Origin of the sequence: Enterobacter sp. MGH 4, from assembly GCF_000534735.1 — a bacterium.
Classification (GTDB): domain Bacteria; phylum Pseudomonadota; class Gammaproteobacteria; order Enterobacterales; family Enterobacteriaceae; genus Enterobacter; species Enterobacter intestinihominis.
On record NZ_KI973289.1, the window covers coordinates 1,749,027 to 1,774,062 of the forward strand.

Annotated in this window: 21 protein-coding genes; 11 read left to right on the forward strand and 10 right to left on the reverse strand. The window is 55.1% G+C overall.

Going from position 1 to position 25,036, the window contains the following annotated elements; all coding sequences use genetic code 11:
* Positions 1-29: 29 nt before the first annotated feature.
* Positions 30-1,082: a porin OmpA gene (ompA, locus tag L350_RS14040; RefSeq protein ID WP_017694761.1), complete on the forward strand. Its 1,053-nt coding sequence runs from the start codon at positions 30-32 to the stop codon at positions 1,080-1,082.
* A gap of 65 nt (positions 1,083-1,147) precedes the next feature.
* Here ompA and matP read toward each other — a convergent pair whose 3' ends face one another.
* The gene (gene matP, locus L350_RS14035; RefSeq protein WP_006809347.1) at positions 1,148-1,600 is read right to left on the reverse strand and encodes a macrodomain Ter protein MatP; all 453 of its coding nucleotides are present in this window, start codon (positions 1,598-1,600) and stop codon (positions 1,148-1,150) included.
* A gap of 186 nt (positions 1,601-1,786) precedes the next feature.
* On the opposite strand from matP, the gene L350_RS14030 reads away from it, so the two are divergent.
* Together L350_RS14030 and fabA are read left to right on the forward strand one after the other, a co-directional pair.
* The gene (locus L350_RS14030) at positions 1,787-3,547 is read left to right on the forward strand and encodes an AAA family ATPase (RefSeq protein ID WP_032624520.1); all 1,761 of its coding nucleotides are present in this window, start codon (positions 1,787-1,789) and stop codon (positions 3,545-3,547) included.
* A gap of 68 nt (positions 3,548-3,615) precedes the next feature.
* On the forward strand, positions 3,616-4,134 hold the full coding sequence (gene fabA / locus L350_RS14025; RefSeq protein ID WP_000227926.1) for a bifunctional 3-hydroxydecanoyl-ACP dehydratase/trans-2-decenoyl-ACP isomerase: 519 nt from the start codon (positions 3,616-3,618) through the stop codon (positions 4,132-4,134).
* 71 nt (positions 4,135-4,205) lie between these two features.
* On the opposite strand, the gene rmf is transcribed toward fabA, so the two are convergent.
* The 6 genes from rmf to rlmKL form a co-directional block, all read right to left on the reverse strand.
* The gene (rmf, locus tag L350_RS0122335; protein WP_003858162.1) at positions 4,206-4,373 is read right to left on the reverse strand and encodes a ribosome modulation factor; all 168 of its coding nucleotides are present in this window, start codon (positions 4,371-4,373) and stop codon (positions 4,206-4,208) included.
* Between the two features lie 254 nt (positions 4,374-4,627).
* Complete coding sequence (pqiC, locus tag L350_RS14020) at positions 4,628-5,194, reverse strand: membrane integrity-associated transporter subunit PqiC (RefSeq protein WP_022647654.1); 567 nt, start codon at positions 5,192-5,194, stop codon at positions 4,628-4,630.
* Positions 5,191-6,831 (reverse strand): intermembrane transport protein PqiB, encoded by a 1,641-nt coding sequence (pqiB, locus tag L350_RS14015; RefSeq protein ID WP_022647653.1) that lies wholly within the window; start codon positions 6,829-6,831, stop codon positions 5,191-5,193. Before pqiB ends, pqiC begins: the two co-directional genes overlap by 4 nt.
* A 4-nt stretch (positions 6,832-6,835) precedes the next feature.
* Positions 6,836-8,089 carry a membrane integrity-associated transporter subunit PqiA gene (gene pqiA / locus L350_RS14010; protein ID WP_032624521.1) on the reverse strand — a complete coding sequence of 418 codons (1,254 nt, stop codon included), beginning with the start codon at positions 8,087-8,089 and terminating at the stop codon, positions 6,836-6,838.
* A gap of 13 nt (positions 8,090-8,102) precedes the next feature.
* On the reverse strand, positions 8,103-10,010 hold the full coding sequence (locus L350_RS14005; RefSeq protein ID WP_032624522.1) for an ABC transporter ATP-binding protein: 1,908 nt from the start codon (positions 10,008-10,010) through the stop codon (positions 8,103-8,105).
* A gap of 12 nt (positions 10,011-10,022) precedes the next feature.
* Positions 10,023-12,131, reverse strand: coding sequence for a bifunctional 23S rRNA (guanine(2069)-N(7))-methyltransferase RlmK/23S rRNA (guanine(2445)-N(2))-methyltransferase RlmL (gene rlmKL, locus L350_RS14000; protein WP_032624907.1), 2,109 nt, complete (start codon positions 12,129-12,131; stop codon positions 10,023-10,025).
* A gap of 98 nt (positions 12,132-12,229) precedes the next feature.
* Between rlmKL and L350_RS13995 the strand changes: the two genes are divergently transcribed.
* Positions 12,230-13,339, forward strand: a complete 1,110-nt coding sequence (locus tag L350_RS13995) for a YcbX family protein (RefSeq protein ID WP_032624523.1) — start codon at positions 12,230-12,232, stop codon at positions 13,337-13,339.
* Here the strand turns inward: L350_RS13995 and zapC are convergent.
* Positions 13,336-13,878 (reverse strand): cell division protein ZapC, encoded by a 543-nt coding sequence (gene zapC, locus L350_RS13990; RefSeq protein WP_023299740.1) that lies wholly within the window; start codon positions 13,876-13,878, stop codon positions 13,336-13,338. The genes L350_RS13995 and zapC overlap by 4 nt on opposite strands.
* 166 nt (positions 13,879-14,044) lie before the next feature.
* Entirely contained in the window at positions 14,045-15,055 is a 1,011-nt protein-coding gene (gene pyrD / locus L350_RS13985) for a quinone-dependent dihydroorotate dehydrogenase (RefSeq protein WP_015570907.1), read from the reverse strand.
* Positions 15,056-15,304: 249 nt separating this feature from the next.
* Between pyrD and ssuE the strand changes: the two genes are divergently transcribed.
* The 6 genes from ssuE to L350_RS13955 all read left to right on the forward strand — a co-directional run bounded on the left by ssuE (position 15,305) and on the right by L350_RS13955 (position 20,854).
* A complete protein-coding gene (gene ssuE, locus L350_RS13980; protein WP_022647647.1) occupies positions 15,305-15,880 on the forward strand; it encodes an NADPH-dependent FMN reductase in 576 nt (191 codons plus the stop codon).
* On the forward strand, positions 15,873-16,835 hold the full coding sequence (locus tag L350_RS13975) for a sulfonate ABC transporter substrate-binding protein (RefSeq protein WP_022647646.1): 963 nt from the start codon (positions 15,873-15,875) through the stop codon (positions 16,833-16,835). Before ssuE ends, L350_RS13975 begins: the two co-directional genes overlap by 8 nt.
* Positions 16,832-17,977 (forward strand): FMNH2-dependent alkanesulfonate monooxygenase, encoded by a 1,146-nt coding sequence (ssuD, locus tag L350_RS13970; RefSeq protein WP_017384817.1) that lies wholly within the window; start codon positions 16,832-16,834, stop codon positions 17,975-17,977. The genes L350_RS13975 and ssuD overlap by 4 nt, the downstream gene beginning before the upstream one ends.
* A 9-nt stretch (positions 17,978-17,986) precedes the next feature.
* Positions 17,987-18,778, forward strand: a complete 792-nt coding sequence (ssuC, locus tag L350_RS13965; RefSeq protein WP_032624524.1) for an aliphatic sulfonate ABC transporter permease SsuC — start codon at positions 17,987-17,989, stop codon at positions 18,776-18,778.
* Entirely contained in the window at positions 18,775-19,545 is a 771-nt protein-coding gene (ssuB, locus tag L350_RS13960; RefSeq protein WP_022647644.1) for an aliphatic sulfonates ABC transporter ATP-binding protein, read from the forward strand. The genes ssuC and ssuB overlap by 4 nt, the downstream gene beginning before the upstream one ends.
* 151 nt (positions 19,546-19,696) lie before the next feature.
* Complete coding sequence (locus L350_RS13955; protein ID WP_032624508.1) at positions 19,697-20,854, forward strand: DDE-type integrase/transposase/recombinase; 1,158 nt, start codon at positions 19,697-19,699, stop codon at positions 20,852-20,854.
* 78 nt (positions 20,855-20,932) lie between these two features.
* Here L350_RS13955 and pepN read toward each other — a convergent pair whose 3' ends face one another.
* A complete protein-coding gene (gene pepN, locus L350_RS13950; RefSeq protein ID WP_032624525.1) occupies positions 20,933-23,545 on the reverse strand; it encodes an aminopeptidase N in 2,613 nt (870 codons plus the stop codon).
* A 253-nt stretch (positions 23,546-23,798) separates the two neighbouring features.
* Here pepN and pncB point away from each other — a divergent pair, with 253 nt between their 5' ends.
* Complete coding sequence (pncB, locus tag L350_RS13945) at positions 23,799-25,001, forward strand: nicotinate phosphoribosyltransferase (protein WP_032624526.1); 1,203 nt, start codon at positions 23,799-23,801, stop codon at positions 24,999-25,001.
* Positions 25,002-25,036: the final 35 nt, after the last annotated feature.

The following is a 25,036-nucleotide window of genomic DNA, read 5'->3' on the forward strand; positions in this document are numbered from 1 at the left end:
AAATTTTGGATGATAACGAGGCGCAAAAAATGAAAAAGACAGCTATCGCGATTGCAGTGGCACTGGCTGGCTTCGCTACCGTAGCGCAGGCCGCTCCGAAAGATAATACCTGGTATGCAGGTGGTAAACTGGGCTGGTCTCAGTTCCATGACACCGGTTGGTACAACAGCAGCCTGAACAACGATGGCCCTACTCACGAGAGCCAGCTGGGTGCAGGTGCGTTCGGTGGCTATCAGGTTAACCCGTATGTTGGCTTTGAAATGGGTTACGACTGGTTAGGTCGTATGCCTTACAAAGGCGACAACGTAAATGGCGCTTTCAAAGCTCAAGGCGTACAGCTGACCGCTAAACTGGGTTACCCAGTAACTGACGATCTGGACGTGTACACCCGTCTGGGCGGCATGGTATGGCGTGCAGACTCCAGCAACAGCATCGCTGGTGACGACCACGACACTGGTGTTTCCCCAGTATTCGCTGGTGGCGTTGAGTGGGCAATGACCCGTGACATCGCTACCCGTCTGGAATACCAGTGGGTTAACAACATCGGTGACGGTGCTACCGTTGGTGTTCGTCCAGACAACGGCATGCTGAGCGTTGGTGTTTCTTACCGTTTCGGTCAGCAGGAAGATGCGCCAGTCGTAGCTCCAGCTCCGGCTCCAGCGCCAGAAGTACAGACCAAGCACTTCACTCTGAAGTCTGACGTTCTGTTCAACTTCAACAAAGCTACCCTGAAACCAGAAGGTCAGCAGGCACTGGATCAGCTGTACACCCAGCTGAGCAACCTGGATCCTAAAGACGGTTCTGTAGTGGTTCTGGGCTTCACCGACCGTATCGGTTCTGACGCTTACAACCAGGGTCTGTCTGAGAAACGTGCTCAGTCTGTAGTTGATTACCTGGTATCTAAAGGTATCCCAGCTAACAAGATCTCCCCACGTGGTATGGGCGAATCTAACCCAGTTACCGGTTCTACCTGTGACAACGTGAAACCACGCGCTGCACTGATCGACTGCCTGGCACCAGATCGTCGCGTAGAGATCGAAGTTAAAGGTATCAAAGACGTTGTAACTCAGCCTGCGGCATAAGTTATCGTCTTATAAAAAAACCCCGCCATGCGGGGTTTTTTATTATCTGAAGAAAAGTAAAAAGCTTATTTTTTACCTAACAGTGCCTGTAGATCGTTTTTCAACGTCGACATCTGGCTGGCATACTTCTCTTTGTGCTCGGCATCTTCAATCAGCTGCACCACCGTTTCCGACAGGGTTTTCCCGCGCCGTTGCGCAAGCCCGGCCAGACGCTGCCAGACCATGAACTCCAGGTCGATGGATTTCTTACGGGTGTGCTGATGCTCGGCATTGAAATGCCGTTTACGACGAGCTCGGATAGTTTGCTTCATCCGGTTTAACAAGGCCGGATTAATGTGTTTCTCGATCCAGCCGTTGACCTGTACCGGTTCGTTTTCGAGGGTCAGCAACATATCTACAGCTTCTTGTGCCGCGCTGGCTTCGATGTAGCAGGTGATCAGCTCCCCTTCACGGTGCTTTTTGACCAGGTACTTCCATTTCCAGCCGCTTTCGAGGTTTTCCAGTTGTTGATATTTCATTGCGATCTCAGTGTTACCGTGTAACTCTGTTCAGAATATCAGTTTTTTGGCAATCTGCTGAAAAGAAATCATATCCTGTGAAACGTCGCAGGCGATCCGCATGACGAAAACCCGAATCCTGATTGGGCAGAGTGCGCCGCTTACGGTATACTCCACGGTTTTACTTCTGACTAAAAAACATCAACTTTGACCATTACGAAACTTGCATGGCGTGACCTGGTTCCGGATACCGAGAGCTATCAGGAGCTGTTTGCACAGCCAGACCTCACAAAAGAACACAAATTCATACTTAGCGAGACACAACCGCGTTTGCATTACGCGCTGGAGCAGATGTCATCCCCATGGGCTACATCTCCTTTCATGCTGCTCAAAGCCCCGGAAGAAGCCGAGTATCTGACGCTTCTCGGTGATGCCATGCGCCAGTTGCAGCCAAAAACGAATGCCGTTTTTGGTGGTCAGTATCATATTGCCGGTCGCGACGTGACATTCGAACCTGCCACGCAGGCAGATGGATTGTTCGCTGCAAAAGGCGAGGTGATCACCGCCAACTGGGTGGAAGCAGAACAGTTGTTCGGCTGCCTTCGTCAGTTCAATGGCAATGTTTCACTGCAACCCGGGCTGGTACACCGCGCGAATGGCGGCGTATTGCTCATCTCCCTTCGCACACTGCTTGCGCAGCCGCTGTTGTGGATGCGCCTGAAAACGGTGGTGACGCAGCAACGTTTTGACTGGGTAGGCTTCGACGAGTCACGTCCTCTGCCTGTTTCCATTCAGTCTATGCCGCTGTCGCTGACCGTCGTGCTGACGGGTGACCGTGAATCCCTGGCTGACTTCCAGGAAATGGAGCCAGAACTCGCGGAGCAGGCGGTTTACAGCGAATTTGAAGACAATATTCAGATTGCAGATGCCGATGACATGGCGCAGTGGTGTCAGTGGGTTATGGCCGTGGCGGAACGTTTTGCGCTGCCCTCACCTGCCGAGGATGCGTGGTCGGGCTTAATCCGCGAGGCCGTACGCTACACCGGCGATCAGGAAACCCTGCCGCTCTGTCCGCTCTGGATCGGCAAACAACTGCGTGAAGTGGGCGTTATCAGCGGCAACGGTACGTTCAACGGTGAGCAACTGAGCCAGATGCTGGCCCAGCGTGAATGGCGCGAAGGCTATCTTGCTGACCGTATGCAGGATGAAATTCTGCTTGAACAGATTCTGGTGGAGACCGAAGGCGAACGTATCGGGCAAATCAATGCCTTGTCCGTCATCGAGTTCCCCGGGCACCCACGCGCCTTTGGTGAGCCTTCCCGTATCAGCTGTGTCGTACACATTGGTGACGGCGAATTTACCGATATCGAACGCAAGGCCGAACTGGGCGGAAACATTCATGCCAAAGGCATGATGATCATGCAGGCATTCCTGATGTCTGAACTTCAGCTCGAGCAGCAGATCCCCTTCTCTGCCTCGTTGACCTTTGAGCAGTCCTACAGTGAAGTCGACGGCGACAGCGCCTCAATGGCAGAGCTGTGCGCCGTGATCAGCGCGCTTGCAGACGTGCCGATTAACCAGAATATTGCGATTACCGGGTCCGTGGATCAGTTTGGCCGTGCCCAACCGGTGGGCGGACTGAATGAGAAAATCGAAGGCTTCTTCGCAATCTGCCAGCAGCGCGGTTTAAACGGCAAACAGGGCGTGATTATTCCGGCACCTAACGCTCGCCATTTGAGCCTGAGCCAGGCGATTCTGGATGCGGTAGAGCAGGAACAATTCACTGTCTGGGCCATCGAAGGGGTTGAGGATGCACTACCCTTACTGACAAACCTGGTCTGGGATGGCGAAGGCCAGACAACCCTGATGCAGACCATTCAGGAACGTATAGCTCAGGCGACACAGCAGGATGCTCGTCATCGTTATCCGTGGCCGTTACGCTGGTTAAGTTGGTTTAGTGCGAACTGATCGGACTTGTTCAGCGTACACGTGTTAGCTATCCTGCGTCCTTCACTAAAATAAGGCTTACTGAGAACATGGTAGATAAACGCGAATCCTATACTAAAGAAGACCTTCTTGCCTCTGGTCGCGGTGAACTGTTTGGCGCGAAAGGCCCGCAGTTACCAGCCCCAAATATGCTGATGATGGACCGTGTCGTGAAAATGACCGAAACCGGCGGCAACTTTGATAAGGGTTACGTAGAAGCAGAACTCGATATCAACCCGGACCTGTGGTTCTTCGGTTGCCACTTTATTGGCGATCCGGTAATGCCTGGCTGCCTGGGCCTCGATGCCATGTGGCAGCTGGTTGGCTTCTATCTGGGCTGGCTTGGCGGTGAAGGCAAAGGCCGTGCGCTGGGCGTAGGCGAAGTGAAATTCACCGGTCAGGTTCTGCCTACCGCGAAGAAAGTCACCTACCGTATCCATTTCAAACGCATCGTTAACCGCCGTCTGATTATGGGCCTGGCGGACGGTGAAGTGTTGGTTGATGGTCGTCTGATCTATACCGCGAACGACCTGAAAGTGGGTCTGTTCCAGGATACCTCCGCTTTCTGATAACAGCTTTTAGCCCCTTCCAGAAAGGCGAAACCTCCGCATTGCGGAGGTTTCTTTTTAAAGAGACGGTATCAAGCAAGTACTGCCCTGTCTCCGATGGCTTCTCGCCAGCCCCCTAGCCATTGGGACCTTTGATTCAGGGCCTGATAGGGACACATTTCTTTAGAACGTCCGGCGATGCCAGCCTGATAACCACGTTGATGAGCCCTTTCCAGGCGATCTCGTTTCTGTCTCTTCATGCCTCGTTTCCCTCATTCTTTTGTCTGGTGGAAAGAAAACAGTGGTTGCAATATGTGCAAGCACAGTTAACGAATACCCCGAATCTGCGTCAGCGTCAACGTTCAAAATTCATACGGGTGTCATATTTGTGAGCTACATGGAAGATCGTTTGTACAAAAAGTGTGATGCGGGACAAGTAACAACCTGAACGTAAAACGAAAAAAAAGCCGCAATCAGCAAGAAGCTGAGTGCGGCTTTCGTCGATGAATTTTACTTATGGCAGGCGGGAAATCTCTCTTGCTATAGTAGCCGACTCCTGTGCCCATCCCTGCGCAAGTACTTTCACCATTTCGTCATAGCCATCTTTCTGCTGCTTGAGTTCAAGATGGAAAGGACGCTTAATCAGCTGACCCTGGTGATTCAGCAGCCACTCCCCGCTGATAACAACGGCACCATCATAGCGGCCATGGAATCCCGTCACGTTAACATTCAGAGTGTCCTGATCGCTTCCCAGAGGCTGCGAGGCAACGACCCAACCGGGGAGCTGGCTGCTCAGATTCGCCACCAGCGTATTGCGTAGCTGCTGATCCAGCGGGCTGGCCCACAGGTTATTGTTGGCGATTACATACTGCACATCGCTGGTCTGGTAGACCACCCCGTTGCCCGCCAGGTAATCTGGCACGGCAACCTGCTCAACCCAAAGCAGACGGCTGCCCTGCGAGGCGCTGCTCTGCGCCCCCGACTGCGCGCTTAACGGCAGCTGGTAGTAGCTTTTGTTATCGCTTCCAGAGCTACAGGCCGTTAATACCAGTGCGCCTGCGATGATTAGCCATTTTTTCATTGTTTCGCCCTCTTAGGCTCAGGATCCTTTTTATCTTTCGCTTCAAACACCAGCGCGTTGCTCTTTTCATTGAGCGTTTTCAGAACGGGCTGTAGCTCGCGTAAAACCTGATCAAGACGTTGCATATCCGCCACCATCTTGTTGTAGGCCGCTGAGCCCGGCTGGAAGCCCTGCATACTGCGATTCAGTTCACGCAACGTTTTCTGCATATCCTGCGGCAGTTGCTGCATGGACTGGTTGGCCGTGATCTTGTTGATATTATCCAGGGTAGTTTGCAGACGTTGCATCGTCGCCTGGCTCTGATGCAGTGATCCCGTCGCAGCCTCAAGCATTGGATTCAGCGGCAGATTGTTGATCTTATCCAGCGTTTCCATCAGACGCTGTTGGATCTGCGCCAGGCCACTGCTGACCGTAGGAATGATTTTGTAGCCGCCAAATTCACGGACTCCCGTCATAGGTGGCGCTTTTGGATAGAAGTCCATATCGACATACAACGCCCCTGTCACCAGGTTGCCGGTTTTCAGCGAGCCACGCAGACCGCGATTCATCAGGTCGCTGATATGCTCCCCAATATCCTGATCCTCACCAATCTGGTTAATTAAACGCTCAGGCTCAATGCGTATCAGCACCGGAATACGATAATCATCATCAAGCATTTGCTTGAGTCCCGGAACAAAGTAAGGCACTTGCCCCACTGTACCCAGACGGATACCGCGGAACTCAACTGGCGCCCCTGGCTGCAAGCCGCGTACAGAGTCCTTAAAGAACATCAGATAATCGATGTGATCGGTATAGAGCGCATCCTGAATGCTTTTTTGATCGTCAAACAGTCTGAAGGCGGTTTTTTCCGCCACCGGTTGTCCCAGATCTATACCTTCCGGCACGTCAAAACTGACGCCCCCACCAAACAGCGTGGTGAGTGAACCCATCTCAACGCGCATCCCCGCAGAGGTGAGATCCACAGCGATCCCACTGTCTTTCCAGAAACGAACGTTACTGGTCACCAGTCGGTCATTAGGCGCATTGATAAATAGCTGATAGCTGATGGTCCGTTTTTGCGGATCGAAGGTGCTCGTTTCAACCGAACCGACACGATACCCACGGAACAGCACCGGATCGCCCGGCGAGAGCTGGCCCGCTTTTTTGCTGTCCAGAATGACGCGGATCCCTTTTGCATCCGGTGGCGCAAGCGGCGGTGAATCCAGCAACTGATAGTTTGCTGGCTGGGCGCCTTTATTGCCGGGCTGGAGTTCAATGTAAGCCCCTGACAATAGCGTCCCTAAGCCGCTGATCCCTTCTCTTCCGACCTGCGGTTTCACCACCCAAAAAACGGAATCTTCATGGAGCAGTTTTTCCATGCCAGCATTCAGGCGGGCCTTAATTTCAACATGGGTTAAATCATCCGTCAGGGTCGCGCTTTCCACGACACCCACATCCACGCTGCGGCTCTTGATGGTGGTTTTTCCGCCCTCAATTCCCTCTGCATTGGTGGTAATTAGCGTGACTTCCGGTCCCTGATGGCTGTAATGATAAAACAGGATCCATGCACCGATCAGCGCGGTCACGATGGGGAAAATCCACACCGGCGACCAGTTTCTGACCTTCTGCACTTTAGCCTCTCCACTCTTATTTTCCATGCTCTTACTCTTCCTCATGGCTTGAATCGGGCTCACGATCCCACGATAAACGAGGGTCGAAGGTCATGGCCGCAAACATGGTCATAATGACGACCAAAGCAAACATCAGCGCTCCCATAGCGGGATAAATACTCATCAGCCCACCCATACGCACCAGCGCTGAGAGAACCGCAATCACGAACACGTCAATCATCGACCAGCGGCCAACAAATTCCACGACCTCATAAATCAGATGCATGCGCTCACTGTCACGCTTACCGTGCCCTTTTGCATCCCAGCAAAGCCAGGCAATGGCAATCATCTTTAAGGTCGGAACCATAATGCTGGCGAGAAATATGACGCCTGCAACAGGGTATGACCCTTCGCTCCACAGCAAAATCACCCCGGCAAGGATGGTCGAGGGCATTCTGTCGCCGAGCAGATCGGTGATCATGATCGGCAAAATATTGGCGGGCAGATAGAGCATGACAGAGGTCACCAGCAGCGCCATGGTCCATTGCAGGCTATTTTTGCGTCGGACGTGACCTTTTGTTTCACAGCGGGGACACACCTCGACATCCGCGGGCAGCATGGCGGTGCAGCAGGAGCAGGAGCGCAGCCCCTGACGGATACCCGGTACGCCCACCTTTACCGTCTGCGAGAGCGTCGGTGCCGGGGCAATATCGTCCCAGGTCCAGCGTCGGTCCACGCACTGGAAAGCGCGCAGTTGCAGCACGCAATACAGACACCACGGAATAAAGCTGCTGCCAATCCCCACATCGCCGTAGGCCATCAGCTTCACGAAGCTGACCAGGATACCCGCCAGAAAAATTTCCGCCATCCCCCAGCTTTTCAGCTGGAACAGGATCCGCGCGAGTTTGATTTTAAGGGCGGTGGGCATCCTGACGCGATTGACCAGTAGCAGAATGACGACCAGGCAAAAAGCCGGGACTATCTGCACGAACAGAAGAAAGAAGGTGCCAAGGCTGGCGTAATCTTCCGAGAACATCACGCCTGGAATTTCCAGTAACTCCACCTGGCTTACCATCCCGCCCACTTTCATAGAGATGAAAGGGAAGAGATTGGAGAGCAGTAACATGAACAGGGCTGCCAGCGCGTAAGCCGTAGGACGCTGCCTTGGCGCGTCCCACTCGGTCGTCAGCGTAGCTCCGCAGCGCGGGCAGGCAGCCTTATGTCCGTGACCAAGCTCTGGCAACGCCACGAGCATATCGCATTGCGAGCATAAAATATGCCGATCGGCATGGTGCTGGTCACACATAGATTATCCCTGTTTATGCGCCGTTTTTCAGAGACTCAAGGTACTCCCAGCGCTCAAATGCCTCTTCCAGCGCCTGCTCGGCCTGGGAGAGTTCAGCCAATACTTTCTGAGTATAGTCGTGAGGCTGCGTAAAGAATGACGCATCAGCGACCTGAATTTGCAGTGCTTCCAGTGCCGCTTCCAGGTCTTCCAGACGCTGCGGCAGCCCTTCCAGCTCGCGCTGCAAGTTATAGCTCATTTTAGCAGGAGACTTTTTGACAGTTTCTGCTTTCACAACAACAGGTTCAGCGACATTTTTGGTCTTCGCCTGTTTTTGCGCCAGCGACTGCGATTGCTGTCCACGCGCGTCATGATAGCCGCCCACATATTGACCGATGCGTCCTTCGCCTTCGAAGATCCAGCACTCGGTCACGGTGTTATCGACAAATTGACGATCGTGGCTGACAAGCATCACGGTTCCCTGATAGCCATCAATCAACTCTTCCAGCAGTTCCAGCGTTTCGACATCCAGATCGTTCGTCGGTTCATCGAGAATCAGTAAGTTACTGGGTTTCAGGAACAGGCGCGCCAGCAAAAGACGGTTACGCTCACCGCCGGACAGCGCGCGCACAGGCGTCAGGGCGCGTTTTGGGTGGAACAGGAAGTCCTGAAGGTAGCCCAGCACGTGACGCGGCTTGCCGTTAACCATTACCTCCTGTTTGCCCTCAGCGAGGTTGTCCATCACCGTACGGTCCGGATCCAGCTCTGCGCGATGCTGGTCAAAGTACGCTACTTCCAGCTTGGTACCACAGTGAATACGACCGCTGTCGGCCTGCAACTGGCCCAGCATCAGTTTCAACAGCGTGGTTTTGCCGCAGCCGTTTGGACCAATAAGCGCAATTTTGTCGCCGCGCTGAACCTGTGCGGAGAAATCGTTCACCAGCACTTTGCCGTCAACCGAATAACTCACGTTCTCCATTTCGAAGACAATCTTGCCCGAGCGGGACGCCTCTTCCACCTGCATTTTGGCGCTACCCATGACTTCACGGCGTTCGCTACGTTCGCGGCGCATCGCCTTCAGGGCGCGAACGCGGCCTTCATTACGGGTACGACGCGCCTTGATGCCCTGACGGATCCATACCTCTTCCTGCGCCAGCTTGCGGTCGAACTCGGCGTTTTGCAGCTCTTCCACGCGCAGGTTCTCTTCTTTCTCCAGCAGATAGGTATCGTAATCGCCCGGATAGGTCACCAGCTTGCCGCGGTCGAGGTCGACAATGCGCGTGGCCATGTTGCGGATGAACGAACGGTCGTGGGAGATGAAGATAATGGTGCCATTGAAAGTTTTCAGGAACCCTTCCAGCCAGTCAATCGCTTCGATATCCAGGTGGTTCGTTGGTTCGTCCAGCAGCAGTACCCTGGGCCCGCTCACCAGGGCACGGCCCAGCGCGGCTTTACGCAGCCAGCCGCCGGAGAGCGCCGACAGCTCCATATCCGCTTCCAGGCCAAGCTGAGCCAGCACTTCGTTAATGCGGTTTTCCAGCTGCCACAGGCCGTGGTGATCGAGCATCTCCTGCACTTTTGCCAGCTCGTTGAGATTTTTGTCGCTCGGGTCGGTCATGACCAGATGCGAAATCTCGTGGTAGCGCTTGAGGTATTCCGCCTGCTCTGAAATTCCTTCAGCCACAAAATCGTACACGCTGCCGGTAACGTTACGCGGCGGATCCTGTTGCAGACGAGAGACGACCAGATCCTGCTCGTAAACAATACGGCCGTCGTCCAGCCCCTGCTCACGGTTGAGGATTTTCATCAGCGTCGATTTACCTGCGCCGTTACGGCCGACCAGACAGACGCGCTCGTTATCTTCGATATGCAGCTCTGCATTATCGAGAAGCGGTGAGTCGCTGAAAGAGAGCCACGCGCCGTGCATACTAATTAAAGACATTTATTTTTCCTTTCAGACCGCGGAGATCAGCCAGCAGTTGTGGATTTGACGGTTACGGGCAAAGTCCTGAGACAGCGTTTTTTGGCTGATTTCTTGTGCTTTCAGTCCCAGTTCGGCCAGGCCGTCGTGATCCATGCGGAATCCGCGCTTGTTATTCGAGAACATAATGGTGCCGCCTTTACGCAGCAGACGCTTCAGGTCGGTCATCAGGCGCAGGTGATCGCGTTGAACGTCAAAGCTATCCTCCATACGCTTGGAGTTAGAGAAGGTCGGCGGATCGATAAAGATAAGGTCAAACTGCTCGTCGGTATCGCGCAGCCAGCCCAGCACGTCGGCCTGTAACAGGCGATGCTGACGACCGGTTAAGCCGTTAAGACGCAGGTTGCGCTCTGCCCACTCCAGATAAGTACGGGACATATCGACCGTGGTGGTACTACGCGCCCCACCAAGCCCTGCATGAACGCTGGCGCTGCCGGTATAGGAGAACAGGTTCAGGAAGTCTTTGCCCTTGCTCATCTGGCCCAGCATGCGGCGGGCGATGCGGTGATCGAGGAACAGACCGGTATCAAGGTAATCGGTCAGGTTAACCCACAGGCGCGCATTATATTCGCCCACTTCGATGAAGTCGCCCTTCTCGCCCATCTTCTGATACTGGTTTTTGCCTTTCTGACGCTCACGGGTTTTCAGCACCAGCTTGTTTGGCGAAATGCCGAGTACGGCGATGGTGGCCGCAATCACATCCAGCATACGCTGACGCGCTTTTTGCGCATCAATGGTTTTCGGCGGGGCGTATTCCTGAACCACCACCCAGTCTGCATAGCGGTCAACCGCCACGTTGTATTCCGGCAGGTCAGCGTCGTAAAGGCGATAACATTCGATGCCTTCCTGCTTCGCCCACTTCTCAAATTTCTTCAGGTTTTTGCGCAGACGGTTGACATAATCTTCCGCCACGCCAGACGGTTTGCTGTCCGCTGCTATCTCTGCCAGATGGTAGTTTTTCTGCACGCAGTCCAGCGGGCCGTTTTTCGCCTTGAACTGGCGATCGGCACGTAATTGCAGGCAGCTCAGCAGCTCCGGCGAGGCGCTAAACAGGGAGAGGTTCCAGCCGCCGAAATGCGCTTTCATGTTGCGGCCCAGCAGGCTGTGTAGCGCAATCAGCGCTGGCTCGCTGCCAAGACGCTCACCATACGGCGGGTTGCTGATCACCGTACCGTACGGGCCTTTTGGCAGCGGATTGGTCAGGTTCGCCACATCTTTGACGTCGAAGGTCACCAGCTCACCGATACCGGCACGACGGGCGTTGCTGCGCGCGCGTTCAATCACCCGTGGGTCGTTGTCCGAACCGTAAAAGTGAGAGGTGTACTCCGCCAGCCCTTTACGGGCACGGGTCTGCGCGTCGTCTTTGACCTCTTTCCAGAGGGCTTCATCGTGCTGCGCCCAGCCTTTGAAGCCCCACTGTCCACGATGCAGCCCTGGCGCGCGGTCGGTGGCCAGCATCGCGGCTTCAATCAGCAGCGTACCGGAACCGCACATTGGATCGAGCAGCGGCGTACCCGGCTGCCAGCCGGAGCGCATCACGATAGCGGCGGCCAGTGTCTCTTTGATTGGGGCCATGCCGGTGCGATCGCGATAGCCGCGCAGATGCAGGCCTGCGCCGCTCAGATCCAGGGAAATACTGGCAGTATCGCCGTTCAGCCAGACGTTGATACGCAGATCCGGGTTTTCACGATCAACGTTCGGACGTTCTTTATTACGACGCGTGAAGCAGTCCACAATGGCGTCTTTGACGCGCAGGGCACCGTACTGGCTGTTGCGGATCTCATCGTTGACGCCGTTGAAATGCACCGCAAAGGTGGCGTCCGGGGTGAAGATCTCTGTCCAGTCGATCATCTGTACACCGGTGTAGAGATCAAGATCGCTGTAGACCTTGCACTCTTTCATCGGCAGCATGATGCGCGACGCCAGACGGCTCCACATCAGGCTCTGGTAAATAAGCCGCGTGTCGCCCTCAAAATGGACACCACCCTGAACCACCTGGCACTCTTTCGCGCCCAGGGTTTCCAGTTCAGTTTTTAACAGCTCTTCCAGCCCACGGGCCGTACTGGCAAACAGAGAATTCATATCGTCACTTTTACTCATAGAAAATTGTCGCGCATTATAGCTAATATGGCGTGTATGTCATAAAGTTGAAGGCTTATTTTATTTAGCGGGAGTGTGCAGTGGCGACGTTATCCAGGCTTTTTATTCATCCGGTGAAATCCATGCGCGGTATCGGCGTGACGCACGCGCTGGCCGATATGAGCGGATTCGCCTTCGATCGTATTTTTATGATCACCGAGCCTGACGGTACGTTCATCACCGCACGTCAGTTCCCGCAGATGGTTCGCTTTACGCCTTCCCCGCTTCATGACGGATTGCATTTGACCGCGCCAGACGGTTCAAGCGTCGTGATCCGCTTTGCTGATTTTGCGCCGGTTGATGCGCCAACGGAAGTGTGGGGCAATCATTTTACCGCGCGTATCGCGCCGGATAACATTAACCAGTGGCTGAGCGGCTTTTTCTCACGTGACGTTCAGCTGCGCTGGGTTGGGCCTGCGCTGACTCGTCGCGTGAAACGCCACGACGCGGTTCCCCTCTCCTTTGCGGATGGTTTTCCCTTCCTGCTGACCAGCGAGGCCTCGCTGCGTGATTTACAAACCCGTTGCAAAGCCAGCGTGCAGATGGAGCAGTTTCGCCCGAATCTGGTGGTGACCGGAGCGGATGCCTGGGATGAAGATACCTGGAAAGTGATCCGCATCGGCAGCGTTATCTTTGATGTCGTGAAGCCGTGCAGCCGCTGTATTTTTACCACCGTCAGCCCGGAGAAAGGCCAGAAACACCCTTCCGGCGAACCGCTGAAAACCTTGCAGTCATTTCGTACCGCGCAGGATAACGGTGATGTCGACTTCGGCCAGAACCTGATCCCCCGCTCCAGCGGCGTAATCCGCGTGGGCGACGAGGTCGAAATTCTTACCCGCGGGCCTGCAAGAGTGTACGGCGCAGGCCAGGAAGAAGAAATGGTTGACGTTGTCACCAACGTCGCTTCCGCGGTGGATATTCACTGGGAAGGCAAAGTTATTCGTGGTAACAATCAGCAGGTGCTACTGGAACAGCTGGAGCAGGCGGGTATCCGCGTACCTTATTCCTGTCGCGCGGGGATTTGCGGATGCTGTCGCATTAAACTGGTCGATGGTGAAGTGAGTGCCCTGAAGAAATCTGCGATTGGCAGTGACGGCACGATCCTGTGCTGTAGCTGTGTACCGAAAACATCCGTACAGCTGGAAGCTTAAACCGCCTGTTCGAGGCTGAAGGAATCGACGCGCAGCTGAGGCTTCAGCCTGTCATTCATCACTTTGATGGCATCACCTAACTGCATGACTCGCCCGGCAATGGTCACGCCGGGTTGGGCCAGCAAACAGAGCGCAGCGTTTTCACCGGGTTCAACCACCAGCAGATTCACCTCTTCTTCGGTATCGCTCAGATTGACGCTGGCCGCATCGCCGATAGCCGGGGTCCAGCTCATACCGTGCGCGAGGAAATGCCAGCTTTTCGGCATTTGTGGTTTCAGGAAACGGATCGCCACCAGCGCATTTAGTACCAGTTCAGCGCGCTGTTCTTTGGAGAGATTGAAGTCGCGGCATTTTTCTTCAAAAGAGAAATAGAGTGCAGCGTCGTCAACGCAAAAGCCTGAGGGAGCAAACGCGTCTGGCGTTAACATTCGGCGCGCAAAACGAGAGCGAAACAACATGCCATTGGCTAAGTCGAGCATCATACGGTCATGCTCGTCACAAAAATACCAGCGCCAGTTATCGTCAGGTTTAATTCGCATGTTTCTCTCCCGTCCCCAAAACGTCCTGTACTAAAAATGTCCTGTTTGCCGCTTCGCTTATAACACTAGTAATAAAAGACTATAATGTCTAAATAAGCAACAATGACGGAATATAAAACAACCAGGGCTGGAAATAAAGCCCTGGTTGTCTGATTAAGAGAAAAGATTAGATATGCGTGACAATTTCTTTAATCAATGGCGGCCCTTTAAAAATAAAGCCGGAATAAATTTGCACCAGTGAAGCCCCTGCCGCCATCTTCTCACGTGCAGCGATGACGGAGTCAATGCCACCCACGCCAATAATCGGCAGCTGGCCTTTTAATTCCGCGGAGAGTGCGCGAATAATTTCGGTGCTTTTTAATTGTACCGGACGGCCACTTAATCCACCCGCTTCGTCACAGTTTTTCATTCCCTGGACGAGGGAGCGATCGAGCGTTGTATTGGTCGCAATCACACCATCAATATTATGGCGAACTAAACTGTCGGCAACCTGGATCAATTCCTCTGCCGAAAGATCCGGGGCGATCTTAACCGCGACCGGAACATATTTATGGTGGATCGCCTGTAGTGCCGTTTGTTTATTTTTAATGGCGCTAAGAAGATCGTCAAGCGCTTCGCCATATTGTAATGAACGCAGCCCTGGCGTGTTAGGCGAGGATATATTCACCGCGATATAACCGGCATAGGCATAGACTTTTTCCATACAAATCAGATAGTCATCTTTACCCTGCTCGACGGGCGTGTCTTTATTTTTGCCAATATTAATACCCAGCACACCATCAAAATGGGCTTTCTTAACGTTCTCAACCAGATGATCGACGCCAAGGTTATTAAAGCCCATGCGGTTGATCAGCCCCTCGGCTTCAACCAGGCGGAACAGACGTGGCTTGTCATTTCCCGGCTGCGGACGCGGCGTCACTGTCCCGATTTCGATCGAGCCAAAGCCCATCGCGCCGAGTGCATCAATGCATTCGCCATTTTTGTCCAGTCCGGCCGCAAGGCCCAGTGGATTTTTGAACGTCAGGCCCATGCATTGGACAGGTTTTTCCGGCACGTTTTGACGCACCAGCGCGGCCAGAGGCGTTCCTGTAATACGACGTAACTGCTGAAATGTAAATTCATGAGCGCGCTCAGGATCGAGCTGGAAAAGGGCTTTACGAACGAAGGGGTAGTACATGAACTCTCCTGGATTCCCGGTGTGCAAACCGGGAGGGGATTATGTGCGATCCCGCCCGGAAAGGGAATTGACCTGTGGCAAAAAAAGCCATGTAAAACGCAATCGTTTACTTATCGGTTCGCTTCTTATGCTTTTTTCTGCATTCATCCTGAGGATAAATCATTTAGTGGAATAACCACGCAATGTCACACTCCTGAAAATTGTTATGAATGTTAGATAAAAGCAAACAATTAGTTATAAGGAGCAACCATGCGCGTCATTACCCTGGCCGGAAGCCCCCGCTTCCCCTCTCGATCCAGCGCACTGCTGGAATACGCTCGCGAAAAGCTTAATGCTCTGGATGTCGAAGTGTGTCACTGGAATTTGCACAATTTCGCGCCTGAAGATCTGCTCTACGCCCGTTTCGACAGCCCGGCGCTGAAAACCCTGATCGAACAACTTAAGCGTGCTGACGGGTTGGTCGTCGCGACACCAATTTATAAAGCCTCTTTTTCCGGTGCACTGAAAACGCTGCTCGATCTGCTGCCCGAGCGCGCGCTGGACGGTAAGGTCGTCCTGCCGCTGGCCACAGGCGGTACGGTAGCCCATTTACTGGCGGTGGATTATGCCCTCAAGCCGGTTCTGAACGCGCTGAAAGCGCAGGAGATCCTGCATGGCGTCTTCGCTGACGACTCACAGGTAATCGACTACCAGCATAAACCGCATTTCACGCCGAATCTGCAAACCCGCCTCGACAGCGCGCTTGAAACCTTCTGGCACGCCCTTAATCGTCGGGATCGCCACGCGGCGGCATTTCATCAATCACAAGGAGTGGCGCATGTTTAAAACAGTTACCCGTATCGGGCTGGCAGGTCTGCTGGCAGTGGCATCGCTGGCTCAGGCGGCGGAGAAAACGCCGGAGAGCCTGCGTATCGGTTATCAGAAAGGCAGCGTCAGCATGGTGCTGGCGAAAAGCCATGCGTTGCTGGAGAAACGTTTCCCGCAGACCAAATTCTCATGGGTCGAGTTCCCTGCCGGACCGCAGATGCTGGAGGCGCTGAACGTCGGGAGTATTGATTTAGGCAGCACCGGCGATATCCCGCCGATCTTTGCCCAGGCGGCCGGGGCGGATCTGGTTTACGTTGGCGTTGAGCCCGCCAAGCCGAAGGCAGAGGTTATTTTGGTGCCGGAAAACAGCGAGATCAAAAGCGTCGCCGATCTCAAAGGCCATAAGGTTGCTTTCCAGAAAGGTTCCAGCTCGCACAACCTGCTGCTGCGCGCGTTGCAGGAGGCCGGCCTTAAATTCACCGATATCCAGCCCGTTTACCTGACGCCTGCCGATGCGCGCGCGGCGTTTCAGCAAAAAAATGTTGATGCCTGGGCTATCTGGGATCCGTACTACTCCGCCGCACTGTTGCAGGGCGGTGTGCGGGTGCTGAAAGACGGCACCACCCTGAAACAAACCGGTTCGTTCTACCTGGCGGCACGTCCTTACGCTGAAAAAAATGGCGCATTTATTCAGCAGGTGCTGGATACCTTCTCTCAGGCCGATGCGCTGACCCAAAGCCAGCGTCAGCAGAGCATCACGCTACTGGCAAAAACCATGGGCCTGCCTGAACCGGTGATCGCCACCTATCTTGACCACCGTCCTCCCACCACCATAGCGCCGGTTGACGCCCACGTTGCCGCCCTCCAGCAGCAAACGGCAGACCTCTTTTATCAAAACCGCCTGGTTCCAAAGCAGGTGAATATTCGCGAACGCATCTGGCAACCCGCTGGCATTGAAGGAAAAAAATCATGAGTCTGAATCTTTTCTGGTTTTTACCCACCCACGGTGATGGACACTATCTTGGCACAGAAGAAGGCGCCCGCCCGGTCGATCACGGCTATCTACAGCAGATCGCCCAGGCGGCAGACCGCATCGGTTTTACCGGGGTGCTGATCCCGACGGGCCGTTCATGTGAGGACGCGTGGCTGGTTGCCGCGTCGATGATCCCCGTCACCCAGCGCCTGAAATTCCTGGTAGCCTTGCGCCCAAGCGTGGTGTCGCCCACCGTCGCGGCACGCCAGGCGGCAACGCTGGACAGGCTCTCCAACGGCCGCGCGCTGTTCAACCTGGTGACGGGCAGCGATCCGCAGGAGCTGGCGGGCGATGGCGTTTTTCTCGATCATACCGAGCGCTATGAAGCCTCCGCAGAGTTCACCCGCGTCTGGCGACGTCTGCTGGAAGGGGAAACCGTCACCTTCGAAGGAAAACATATTCACGTTCGCGATGCGCAACTCTACTTCCCGCCGGTACAACAGCCGCGCCCTCCCCTTTATTTCGGCGGATCGTCGGACGTGGCGCAGGAGCTGGCGGCTGAGCAGGTCGATCTCTATCTGACCTGGGGCGAGCCACCGGAGCTGGTTAAAGAGAAAATTGCTCAGGTACGCGCCAAAGCCGCAGAACATGGCCGTACGGTGCGCTTCGGCATTCGCCTGCACGTGATCGTACGCGAAACCAACGACGAGGCCTGGCAAGCCGCCGACCGTCTGATCGCTCATCTGGACGACGACACTATCGCCAAAGCACAGGCGGCGTTTGCCAAAACCGACTCCGTGGGCCAACACCGAATGGCCTCCCTGCACAACGGCAAGCGTGAAAATCTTGAGATCAGCCCGAACCTGTGGGCCGGGGTGGGTCTGGTGCGCGGCGGCGCCGGTACGGCGCTGGTCGGCGACGGTCCAACCGTAGCGGCACGCATTAATGAATACGCGGCGCTGGGGATCGACAGCTTTATCCTGTCTGGCTACCCGCATCTGGAGGAGGCCTACAAGGTGGGTGAACTGCTCTTCCCGCACCTGGATGTCGCTATCCCGGAGATTCCGCAGCCACGTCAGCTTCAGTTGCAGGGCGAAGCCGTGGCGAATGCGTTTATCCCGAGAAAAGTCGCGCAAAGTTAAGGAGCCACCATGTCTTCAACCGCACAAAAATGGCTGCTGCGCGCCGCACCGTGGTTTCTGCCCGTCGGCATTGTCCTCGTCTGGCAACTGGCGTCTTCAACTGGCTGGCTGTCGAGCCGTATTTTGCCCTCTCCGGAGGGCGTTGTGGAAGCGTTCTGGTCGCTAAGCGCCAGCGGTGAGCTGTGGCAACATCTTGCCATCAGCTCCTGGCGCGCGGTAATCGGCTTTTCGATTGGCGGGAGCATCGGCCTGACGCTGGGGCTGGTCAGCGGCCTGTCCCGCTGGGGTGAGCGGCTGCTGGATACCTCCGTTCAAATGCTGCGTAACGTGCCGCATCTGGCGCTTATTCCGCTGGTTATCCTGTGGTTCGGCATTGATGAGAGCGCCAAAATTTTCCTCGTGGCGCTGGGAACATTATTCCCGATTTATATCAATACCTGGCATGGGATCCGCAATATCGATCGCGGTCTGGTTGAGATGGCCCGCAGCTATGGCCTGTCAGGTTTTGCCCTGTTTACCCATGTGATCCTGCCGGGCGCCCTGCCCTCCATTATGGTTGGGGTGCGTTTTGCGCTCGGCCTGATGTGGCTAACCCTGATCGTGGCGGAAACCATTTCGGCCAACTCCGGCATTGGTTATCTGGCGATGAACGCCCGCGAGTTCCTGCAAACGGACGTGGTGGTGGTTGCCATTATCCTTTATGCCCTGCTTGGCAAACTTGCGGACGTCAGCGCCCAGTGGCTGGAACGTAGCTGGCTGCGCTGGAACCCGGCCTACACCGCTCAGGAGGCGAAAGCATGAATACTGCACGACTGAACCAGGGAACACCGTTACTGCTGAACGGCGTGACCAAACGCTACGGCGACAACACCATTCTGAATGCACTGGATCTGCATATTCCTGCCGGACAGTTTGTGGCCGTTGTTGGCCGCAGCGGTGGCGGCAAGAGTACCCTGCTGCGTCTTTTAGCCGGGCTGGAGGCGCCAAACAGCGGTGACATTCTGGCAGGCACCACGCCGCTGTCCACGATTCAGGATGATACGCGCATGATGTTTCAGGACGCGCGTCTGCTGCCGTGGAAAACGGTGATGGATAACGTCGGGCTGGGCCTGAAGGGCAGCTGGCGGGAGGACGCCCGGCAGGCACTCGCCGCCGTCGGGCTGGAGAATCGTGCGGGAGAGTGGCCTGCGGCCCTCTCGGGTGGACAAAAGCAGCGCGTGGCCCTGGCACGCGCGCTGATTCATCGTCCCGGCCTGCTGCTGCTTGATGAACCGCTCGGCGCGCTTGATGCCCTGACGCGGATCGAGATGCAGGATCTGATTGAAACCCTCTGGCAGACGCACGGCTTTACGGTGCTGCTGGTGACGCATGACGTAAGCGAAGCTGTGGCAATGGCAGACAGGGTGCTGTTAATAGAAGAGGGTAAAATTGGTCTGGATCTAACGGTGGATATTCCACGTCCTCGCCGGGTGGGATCGGCCAGACTGGCGGAGCTGGAGGCGGAAGTGCTGGATAGAGTGATGAAACGTGGAGAAGCGGAGATTCAGCGGATAAAGGCTAATGCCTGATGCCCTCACCCCGGCCCTCTTCAACAGGGAGCACGGCGCAAGGGCAAATCGTAGGCCCGGTAAGCGAAGGGTATGAACCGGAAACATGGGTAACACTTTAGACCGGATACATGGGTAACAGTTATAACTGGCATAGAAGAGGAGACTCGCTATGCCCTGGACTGAGACCCGACCTATGCAACGCCTTGATTTTATCCGTGCCTGCCATGCAGGTACGGATTCTTTTTCTGCCCTCTGCCGTCTCTTCGGCATCAGTCGAAAAACCGGTTACAAATGGCTTCAGCGTTTTGACCCCTCTGACCTGTCATCTCTCTCTGACCGGTCGCGTGCTCCGCACTCCCACTCCCGGACAGTTCCTGATGATATCGCCGGGCAGCTTACGGCCCTGAGGCAAAAACACCCTGACTGGGGCCCCAAAAAACTGCGGATGTGGCTGCTCAATCATCACGTCGATTTTACCGTCCCCGCTGCCAGTACTATCGGCGATATCCTCAAGCGTGAAGGCCTGGTTCCGGATAAAAAGCGAAAACGCAGAACCCCGGGCAATCGCCAGCCCCTGACCATCATCAGTGAGAACAATCAGGTCTGGAGCGCTGATTTTAAAGGCAAGTTCAGGCTGCTGAGCCGGAAATACTGTCATCCCTTCACCCTCACCGACAATCACAGCCGGTATCTTCTGAGCTGCCGGGGAGCAGACCGGGAGAGCGAGCCCTTCGTCAGGCAGTGCCTGACGGATGCGTTCCTGGAGTACGGTCTGCCGGAAGTCCTGAGAACGGATAATGGTCAGCCTTTCGCAGGAACAGGTATCGCCGGGTTAAGTCGCCTTGCAGTCTGGCTGATAAAGCTGGGCATCAGACCGGAACGCATCAGAAAGGGGCATCCGGAAGAAAACGGCCGTCATGAGCGAATGCATCGTTCGCTGAAAAGTGCAGTAAAACAGGGCAACATATTTATGACGATGGAAGAACAACAGCGGTGGTTCAGTGGCTACCGGGAAGAGTTTAACTACGAAAGGCCGCATGAAGCCCTGGCGGGTGCAACGCCCGGAACGGTATGGCACCCCTCAGGCCGGCACTGGGATGGCAGGGTTCCTGAATATGCTTATCCGGAAGGAGGTACGGTCTACAGGGTGAAATCAAGGGGGACACTCTATATGGGGAAAAAGGGGACGGTGTTCCTGAGTGAAGCGCTGACTGATGAGTACATCATGCTGGAAGAACAAGATGATGGCCTGGAGGCCATCATCTTTAATGGAATAACGCTTGCGTACTACGACCGAAAAACCCAGAGTGTGCTCCGGATAGACTGAAAAGTGTTACCTATGTTCCCGGTCTGATCTGTTACCTATGTATCCGGTCATACAGAAGCGCCACCGGGCTTTTTTACATCAGGCCAGCGCCTTTGTAATCTTCTCGTACAGATCGCCAGACAAATTTTCCAGCCCTTTCAGCTGCTCAAGTGCGGCAAGCATTTTCGCCTGACGCTGCGCATCGTAGCGTTTCAGGCGGATCAGCGGCTCAATCAGACGAGACGCCACCTGCGGGTTACGGCTGTTCAGCTCGGTCAGCATTTCAACCATGAACTGATAACCGCTGCCGTCTTCAGCATGGAACGCGGCCGGGTTGCTGCTGGCAAACGCGCCAATCAGGGAGCGGACGCGGTTCGGGTTGCTCATGGTGAACGAACGGTGCTTCAGCAGGCTGCGTACGTTGCTGAGCGCATCGGCTGCCGGGCTGGTGGCCTGAAGGATGAACCACTTGTCCATTACCAGACCATCCTGATGCCACCTGTCGTCGTACTCCTGCATAAGCGCATCGCGGCACGGCAGCTCGGCGGCAACGCTTGCAGCCAGTGCGGCCAGCGCATCCGTCATGTTATCGGCCTCATGGTACTGCTTGCTGACCAGCGTGTTCGCCAGCTCTGCCTCACCAAATGCCAGATAGCGCAGGCAGGTATTGCGCAGGGAACGTTTACCGATATCCGCATGTTCCACCCGATACGCGTCCAGCTTGTTGGCGTTGTAAATTGCGAGGAATTCATCTGCCAGTTCGGTCGCCAGCGTGCGGGTCAGCGCTTCACGCACGGCGACGATCGCAATGGGGTCAATGATGTCAAACAGCTCGGCGATTTCAGTCGCAGACGGCAGCGTCAAAATTTCAGCCGCCAGCGCCGGGTCAATATTCTCATCCAGCAGGATGGCACGGAAGGCGTCTGCCACATGAACCGGCAGCGTCAGCGGCTGGCCCTGCTGGTAACGGTTGACGTTCAGCTTGATGTACGTTGCCAGCAGGCTTTGTGCCGCATCCCAGCGCGAGAAATCGTTGCGCGCGTGACGCATCAGGAACGTCAGCTGCTGATCGCTCCACTTGTATTCGAGTTTCACCGGCGCGGAGAACTCGCACAGCAGGGCAGGAACAGGCTGGAAATAGACGTTATCGAAGATAAAGGTCTGCTCTGCCTGGGTCACGTTCAGCACGTTATGCACCGGGTGACCGCCCTTCTGTAACGGGATCACGTTGCCTTCGTTGTCGTACAGCTCAACGCTGAACGGAATGTGCAGCGGATGTTTCTCTTCCTGCTCCGCCGTTGGCGGTGTGCGCTGGCTGATGGTCAGCGTGTACTGCTCAGTTTCCGGGTTGTAGTCGTCTTTGACCGTCACAATCGGCGTACCGGCCTGGCTGTACCAGCGGCGGAAATGAGACAGATCCACGTTAGAGGCGTCTTCCATCGCCTGGACGAAATCGTCGCAGGTGGCCGCACTGCCGTCATGACGCTCGAAGTAAAGCTGCATCCCTTTCTGGAAATTCGCTTCGCCCAGCAGGGTGTGGATCATGCGGATAATTTCAGCGCCTTTTTCGTACACCGTCAGGGTGTAGAAGTTATTCATCTCAATGACTTTATCCGGGCGGATCGGATGGGCCATTGGGCTGGCATCTTCTGCAAATTGCAGACCACGCATGGTGCGCACGTTGTTGATGCGGTTTACCGCCCGCGATCCCAGATCGGAGCTGAACTCCTGATCGCGGAAGACGGTTAAGCCCTCTTTCAGGCTCAGCTGGAACCAGTCGCGGCAGGTGACGCGGTTCCCGGTCCAGTTATGGAAATATTCGTGGCCGATAACGCGTTCGATATCGAGGTAATCTTTATCCGTTGCGGTATCGGTACGCGCCAGCACGTATTTGGAGTTGAAGATGTTAAGACCTTTATTCTCCATCGCGCCCATATTGAAGAAATCGACAGCAACGATCATATAGATGTCGAGGTCATATTCGAGGCCAAAGCGCGTTTCATCCCACTTCATGGAGTTGATGAGGGAGGTCATTGCCCACGGGGCGCGGTCAAGGTTGCCACGGTCCACGAACAGCTCCAGCGCGACTTCACGGCCAGAGCGCGTTTTAAAGGTGTCGCGCAGAACATCGAAATCGCCCGCCACCAGCGCAAACAGGTAGCAGGGTTTAGGGAACGGATCCTGCCACTGTACCCAGTGACGGCCATTCTCCAGTTCCCCTTCACCAATCCGGTTGCCGTTGGAAAGCAGGTACGGGTACAGCGTTTTGTCGGCAATAATTTTGGTGGTAAAGCGCGCCAGGACGTCCGGGCGATCCAGATACCAGGTAATGTGGCGGAACCCTTCGGCTTCACATTGGGTGCACAGGGCTACGCCTGACTGGTAAAGCCCTTCCAGCGCGGTATTGGCGGCAGGGCTGATTTCATTCACGATGCGCAGGGTAAAGCGTTCCGGCAGGTTGTCGATGACCAGCTGGTTGCCTTCTTCTTTATAGTCTGACCAGGCTTCATCATTAATATGCAGGGAAACCAGCGTCAGGTCTTCACCATCCAGACGCAGCGGCACGGCTGTCGCGCTCTGGCGCGTCACCTGGCTTACCGCCGTCACGACGGTTTTTGTGGCATCCAGGTCGAAGGTCAGATCGATATCGCTTATCAGATAATCCGGCGCACGGTAGTCGTGGCGGTATTTAGCTTGTGGCTGTTGTGTCATAGAAAACCTTATGCATCGTTTGTCGAGTAACGATTCAATATATTCCGGTTGTGTAAAACGCGCTATGCAGAATGTTCATCTTTTCAGGCACAACGCCGTTTTTGCTACATTTTTACAACACGGGGCACGAAATGCGCTCGACCATAAAGTGTGCTTATGTTGTGATCGGGGTTCAATAAATCACTAAACAGGGTATACTCCGGAGTTGTTTATTGTACTAAACGCTCCCGTGAGAGGATGCTACAGCGCACCTATGACTCAATTCGCTTCTCCGGTTCTGCATACGTTGCTGGATACCGACGCGTACAAGCTGCATATGCAGCAAGCCGTGTTTCACCACTATCATGATGTTCATGTTGCGGCGGAATTTCGCTGCCGGGGTGACGACTTGCTGGGTATCTACGCAGATTCCATTCGTGAACAGGTCGATGCCATGCAGCATCTGGCGCTCACCGATGACGAATATCAGTGGCTTTCAGGCCTGCCTTTCTTTAAAGCGGACTATCTGAACTGGCTGCGTGAGTTCCGCTATAAGCCGGAACAGGTCACCGTCACCAATGATAACGGCAAGCTGGACATTCGTCTGACCGGCCCGTGGCGCGAAGTGATCATGTGGGAAGTGCCGCTTCTGGCCGTGATCAGCGAGCTGGCCCACCGTTATCGCTCCCCTGAAACCGGTGTAACGCAGGCGGTTGCCGCTCTGGAGAATAAACTCGTTGAGTTTTCCAGACTGACAGAAGGGCTGGATATGTCCCGCTTCCGTCTGATGGACTTTGGCACGCGCCGCCGCTTCTCTCGCGAGGTTCAGGAAGCCATTGTCAGACGTCTGCAACAGGAGCCGTGGTTCGTTGGCACCAGTAACTACGATCTGGCGCGTCGCCTTGATTTAACGCCGATGGGTACCCAGGCGCACGAATGGTTCCAGGCGCACCAGCAGATCAGCCCTGACCTTGCCAACAGCCAGCGCGCCGCCCTCGCCGCGTGGCTTGAGGAATACCAGGATCGGCTGGGTATTGCCCTTACCGACTGCATTACCATGGACGCGTTCCTGCGCGACTTTGGCCCTGAGTTTGCCGAACGCTACCAGGGTTTGCGCCATGATTCCGGGGACCCGGTTGAATGGGGTGAGAAAGCCATCGCCCATTACGAAAAACTGGGTATCGATCCCATGAGTAAGGTGCTGGTCTTCTCCGATAACCTTGACCTGGCGAAAGCCGTCGACCTTTATCGCCACTTCTCATCGCGGGTGAACCTGAGTTTCGGAATTGGTACGCGCTTAACCTGTGATATCCCCCAGGTGAAACCGCTGAACATCGTCATAAAGCTAGTGGAATGTAACGGTAAGCCGGTCGCGAAGCTCTCCGACAGCCCTGGCAAAACCATCTGCCATGACAAAGCGTTTGTTCGCGCATTACGTAAAGCCTTCGATCTGCCTCAGGTTAAAAAAGCCAGTTAACGGCTTCGGGGGAGCCTTCATGGCTCCCCTTCTCT